At 56.4% G+C, this 4,883-nt stretch carries 4 protein-coding genes; all 4 read left to right on the forward strand.

Annotated features, from left to right (window positions below):
* The first annotated feature begins 113 nt into the window (after nt 1-113).
* The 4 genes from ACW9UQ_RS18300 (at nt 114) to ACW9UQ_RS18315 (ending at nt 4,816) form a co-directional block, all read left to right on the forward strand.
* A complete protein-coding gene (locus ACW9UQ_RS18300) occupies nt 114-3,005 on the forward strand; it encodes a Tn3 family transposase (RefSeq protein ID WP_458932429.1) in 2,892 nt (963 codons plus the stop codon).
* A gap of 8 nt (nt 3,006-3,013) precedes the next feature.
* Complete coding sequence (locus ACW9UQ_RS18305; protein WP_458932430.1) at nt 3,014-3,631, forward strand: plasmid pRiA4b ORF-3 family protein; 618 nt, start codon at nt 3,014-3,016, stop codon at nt 3,629-3,631.
* A 121-nt stretch (nt 3,632-3,752) separates the two neighbouring features.
* A complete protein-coding gene (locus tag ACW9UQ_RS18310) occupies nt 3,753-4,346 on the forward strand; it encodes a recombinase family protein (RefSeq protein WP_458932431.1) in 594 nt (197 codons plus the stop codon).
* Nucleotides 4,343-4,816: a hypothetical protein gene (locus ACW9UQ_RS18315; RefSeq protein WP_458932432.1), complete on the forward strand. Its 474-nt coding sequence runs from the start codon at nt 4,343-4,345 to the stop codon at nt 4,814-4,816. The genes ACW9UQ_RS18310 and ACW9UQ_RS18315 overlap by 4 nt, the downstream gene beginning before the upstream one ends.
* Nucleotides 4,817-4,883: the final 67 nt, after the last annotated feature.

Consider the following 4,883-nt stretch of genomic DNA (forward strand, 5'->3'; position numbering starts at 1 on the left):
TGGCCTAGATGGCCCGAAGCTGCATATTTGGGCTTTTGGAAGAACATGAAGAGAACAAATTGGCGATTGACGGCTTGATATGATCTCAGATGATGCTTGCGTCTGGAGGGGTCATGACAGAGCAAGCATTTGCCTCGGAGTGGGGGCTTTCGTATTCAGATTTTGAATTTCTGACCCGGTTTGGGGCGAAGTCTAGAGTCATGATTTCGTGCCAGCTCCTCTTTTTTCGCCAGCATGGTCATTTTCCCACCGACCGCAGCGATCTAGACCCGGACGTGATCTCATACGTCGCGGATCAAATAGGGGCGGCAGACGATCTGACCTATTCATTTTCCAGTGACACCGCGCGGCGGCAACGTGCGGGCATTCTCGATTTTCTAGGGTTTCGCCGCACTTCTGATCGAGACCGCGCCGAAATCCAAGCGTGGATGACCGAACAACTTGGCGGGCGAGATCTGAATTTATCCGAGTGGATTGGGCGCGGCTTTGAGCAGGCGCTACAGATGGGCGTGTTTGTTCCCTCGGCAAAAATCATGGAGCGCCTTGCCCGCGCTGCTCGCCGTGATTTTCGAGATGGCTTTCTGAACTATGTAGTTGCGCAACTCACTGCCGAAACCATTGATAAGCTGGAATGGGCCCTTTCGGAGCCTTTAGCCGATACGGGGTTTCAGCAACTGAAGGATGATGTGGGCGCGGCAACGCTGGAAAGCGTGTTGCTGGCAGCCAGGAAGGTGTCTTTTGTCGATGACCTCAATCTACCAATGGCTGTTCTTGATCGGGTTGAGCGGGGATGGATAGCGCGTCTCGCGCGTCAGGTGGAGGGTGAAACCGCCTCGGAAATGCGTCGCCATACGCTGGAACGACGATTGGGTCTCCTGGCGGTTTATCTGATGCATCGCCGCTCTCAGTTGATAGACGGCCTCATCGATTTGCTTTTGGAGGTGGTTCATCGTCTGGGAACACGATCACGCCGCAAGGTCATTCAGGGCATCGCATCCGATATTGGCGCGGTTCACGGCAAGGAACGTTTGCTTGTCGAAATTGCCGTGGCCGCGCTGGATCATCCCGATGGTCGGGTCGAAGACGTTATCTTCCCTATTGCAGGCGCGGCCAAGCTGCGGGCCGTCATTGACGAACATCGCGCCAAGGGGACCTTGGACGCGCGTATCCAACAGACCATGCGTAGCTCATATGCCAGCCACTACCGCCGCATGTTGCCTCCGTTGCTTCAGGTTTTGCAATTTCGGTCAAACAACGCCATGTGGCACCCGATATTGACCGCTTTGAGCGTGATCGTTCGGTTTGCCGAAACTGGTCGCCGGGTTGTTTCTGAAAGGGATGTTCCAGCAGGGGTCATCCCCGGAAAATGGCGCAGCGCAGTCATTGATGAGAATGGCAGGGTCAATGTTGTGTCCTTTGAACTCTGTGTGCTGACGCAACTGCGGGAACGCATCCGCGCCAAAGAAATATGGATCGAAGGCGCAGACCGCTACCGCAACCCGGATAATGACCTGCCAGGGGATTTCGACACGCGACGAGATGCCTACTACGCTGATCTGGGGTTGTCGCAGGATGCAAAGAGCGTTGTCGCGGGCGTAAAGGCTGAGTTGGAAAAGGAATTGCGTCTGTTGAATGCAACCTTGCCCGACAATGACAAGGTGCGCCTGCGGTGGGGTGGTGGGGAGAACCGGATTTCCGTTACGCCATTGTCACCGGTTCCTGAGCCACCTGGTCTGGCGGCTCTGAAAGCCGAGGTTGCCCGGGCCTGGCCGATGACCGGACTTTTGGATGTTCTCAAGGAAACAGCACTCGACACCGGGTTTCTGCACAGCTTTCAGACATCAGCCAGCCGAGAGGCCTTGCCAGCTCCCGTGCGCGATCAACGCTTGTTGCTTTGCCTTTACGGCTTGGGAACCAACGCGGGCCTAAAACGCGTGGCTTCCGGGTCGCCTGATGTCAGCTATGACGAGCTCAAACATATTCGGCGGCGGTATATTGATCCTGCGGCTCTGAAAGCGGCGTGTGCCCAAGTCGCCAACGCGACGCTGGCAATCCGCGATCCGGAAGTATGGGGGAGGCCGGGCACGACCTGTGCCGGAGATTCCACCAAGTTTGGAGCCTGGGACCGCAACCTGATGACAGAATGGCATGCGCGCTATGGTGGGCGCGGCGTCATGATTTACTGGCATGTGGAACGGCAGGCGACTTGCATCTATTCTCAACTGAAGCGCTGCTCATCCTCCGAAGTGGCGGCAATGATCGAAGGCGTCTTGCGGCACTGCACGGATATGGAAATCCAGCGGCAGTATGTGGACAGCCACGGCCAAAGCGCAGTTGGCTTTGCCTTCTGCCATCTTCTGGGATTTGAGTTGGCGCCACGCCTCAAGGCCATCGCGCGCCAGAAACTCGCTCTTCCGAGTGCCGGTATGCGGGGGCAACTGCCAAATCTCCTGCCGATCTTGTCAGGCGTAGTGGATTGGGAAGAGATCGAACGCCAGTACGACGAAATGGTCAAATACGCCGCAGCCATGCGGCACGGGACGGCAGACCCAGAGGCTATCCTGCGCCGGTTCGCCCGATCCGATGTGATGCACCCCACCTACAAGGCACTGGCGGAGCTGGGCCGCGCTATCAAGACGATATTCCTGTGCCGATACCTGCGCTCGGAAGCCTTCCGTCGAGAAATCCACGAAGGGCTGAACGTTGTCGAGAATTGGAACAGCGCCAATAGCTTTGTGTTCTTCGGCAAAGGCGGCGAGATCGCCACCAACCGTGTGCGGGACCAGGAAACCGCAGCCCATGCTCTGCATCTGCTACAGTCCTCACTGGTCTACGTGAACACGCGGATGGTGCAGGCCGTCCTGCACAACCCCGATGTGGTCGCGCGCTTGTCCCCCGAGGACTATCGCGGCCTCTCCCCGCTCATCTATCTACACATCAACCCTTATGGCCGCTTCGAGGTCGATCTGGACAAGCGGATCGACTTTGAACTCATGGCCGCATAGAGGTGCGCATGGCGAAGAAAGAACCCCAAATTCTCCGGTTGAAGATTACTTTGGTACATATCGATCCCGCCCCTTGGCGGGAAATCGAAATCAGGTCGGACAAGACTCTGCCTCATCTGCACGATGCCATCCAGGCTGCGTTTCTTTGGTACGATATGCATCTGTGGGGTTTTGATGTTGGTGACCGAAAATACGAGATGAAAGATAGCGACTTCGTGATGGAACCAATGTTTGGGCCGCCGGTCTTGGAAGCGAAGACGAAAAGGCTCGACTTCTTCTTGAATGCGAAGGTGCCGCCGGTCGCTTATACCTACGACTTTGGCGACGATTGGCTACACCGCATCGAACTGGTCTCAAAGCACGCTGTCGGGCCGAACGAACCGCTACCGCGTTTTGTAGGCGGTCAGTGGGCAACCCCGCCGGAGGACATTGGAGGCCCGCCGATGTATGAAATGTTTAAGGAGGCGCGTGAGGATGCAAGCCACCCAGAACACGATTGGGCGGAGGAAGCTGGATACGTTGACTGGGCTCACGATGAAATCCACGCTGACGTTGTCAGCGAGCAGTTCGCGAAACTGCAAAGACAGAAGACGCGGCGGACATCTCGGTGGGTTATAGAGGGCTAGGTGCGTTATTTTGGGTATACTTTATGTGAACATCTCTCGTGAACAGAAATCGCTGACAAAAGATGTGCAATTTGGGTGTCTAACGATATAATGAACACAATATTCCTTTAGCACACCCAAAATGAACACTTATCAGGCCAAAATCGGATATGCCCGCACCTCTACCATGGATCAGAACCTTGATGCCCAAATCGAGGCGCTGACAGCGGCGGGATGTGGGATGGTACGACAGGAACAGCGCAGTGGCGCGACGCTTGAAGGCCGCCCCGAGTTGAAGACAATCCTCGACTTCATTCACCCAGGCGAGACGCTGGTCGTCACCCGCATCGACCGGTTGGCGCGGTCCATGCGCGATTTGCAGATCATCGTCGCTCAGCTGAAGCAGAAGGGCGCGCATCTCGCCGCTACCGAGCAACCGGTGGATACGTCCACAGCCGCGGGCAAGGCCTTCTTCGACATGCTTGGTGTCTTCGCCGAATTCGAGACCAACCTGCGCCGCGAGCGGCAAGCTGAGGGGATCAAAGCAGCCAAGAGCAAAGGCGTCTATCGCGGGCGTGTGCCCAAGATCGATATGGCGTCCATCCAAGCAAAGCTTATTGAAGGTTGCTCCCCCACTGAAATCTCACGCGAAATGGGGATCTCGCGCGGCACTGTCTATAAAGCAAAGGCGCAAATGCTATCGACCGGTGATGTCGCGGAGGGGCTGGATACATGAAAAAGAACGCCCGAAAGCGAAAGCCTCCTGCGCCCAAAGTGCCCGTGCCAGCGAAAGCCAAGGTGCCGCCACCACGCAATCTGACGCCAGAGCTCTGCGATCGCTTGCGTCGGGATATGATGAAAGCCTGCACCGCCGCAGCTGAAACACACGGGCTAACGGTGGAAGGCGGTGAACTGAGCGACATTGATCTGCGCCACAGCTTTGAGATCGGCTTCCGTGTCGGCATTCCTCAAAAGGACGGTGCAATCTACTCGCCCGACAAAGCCATGTTCGAGGTGCTCGCTCCTCATTTTGGATTAGACCCCGCCGACTATGGCCGCACCTTCCGGTCGAAAGATGAGCTCTTCCGTATCGTCGCCATCAATCCCAATAGGCCGAAATATCCCATCAGTGCCGAGCGCGTCTCGGATGGGCGAGGCTTCAAGTTTCCAGCCGATAACGTTGCGATGTATCTGCAGCGTTCATGAGTCGGGCTTTGTACGCCTTTTGTTCCACCAAAAGCCCAAATATGCAGCTTCGGGCCATCTAGGCCTT

The organism is Halovulum sp. GXIMD14793, assembly GCF_054457435.1.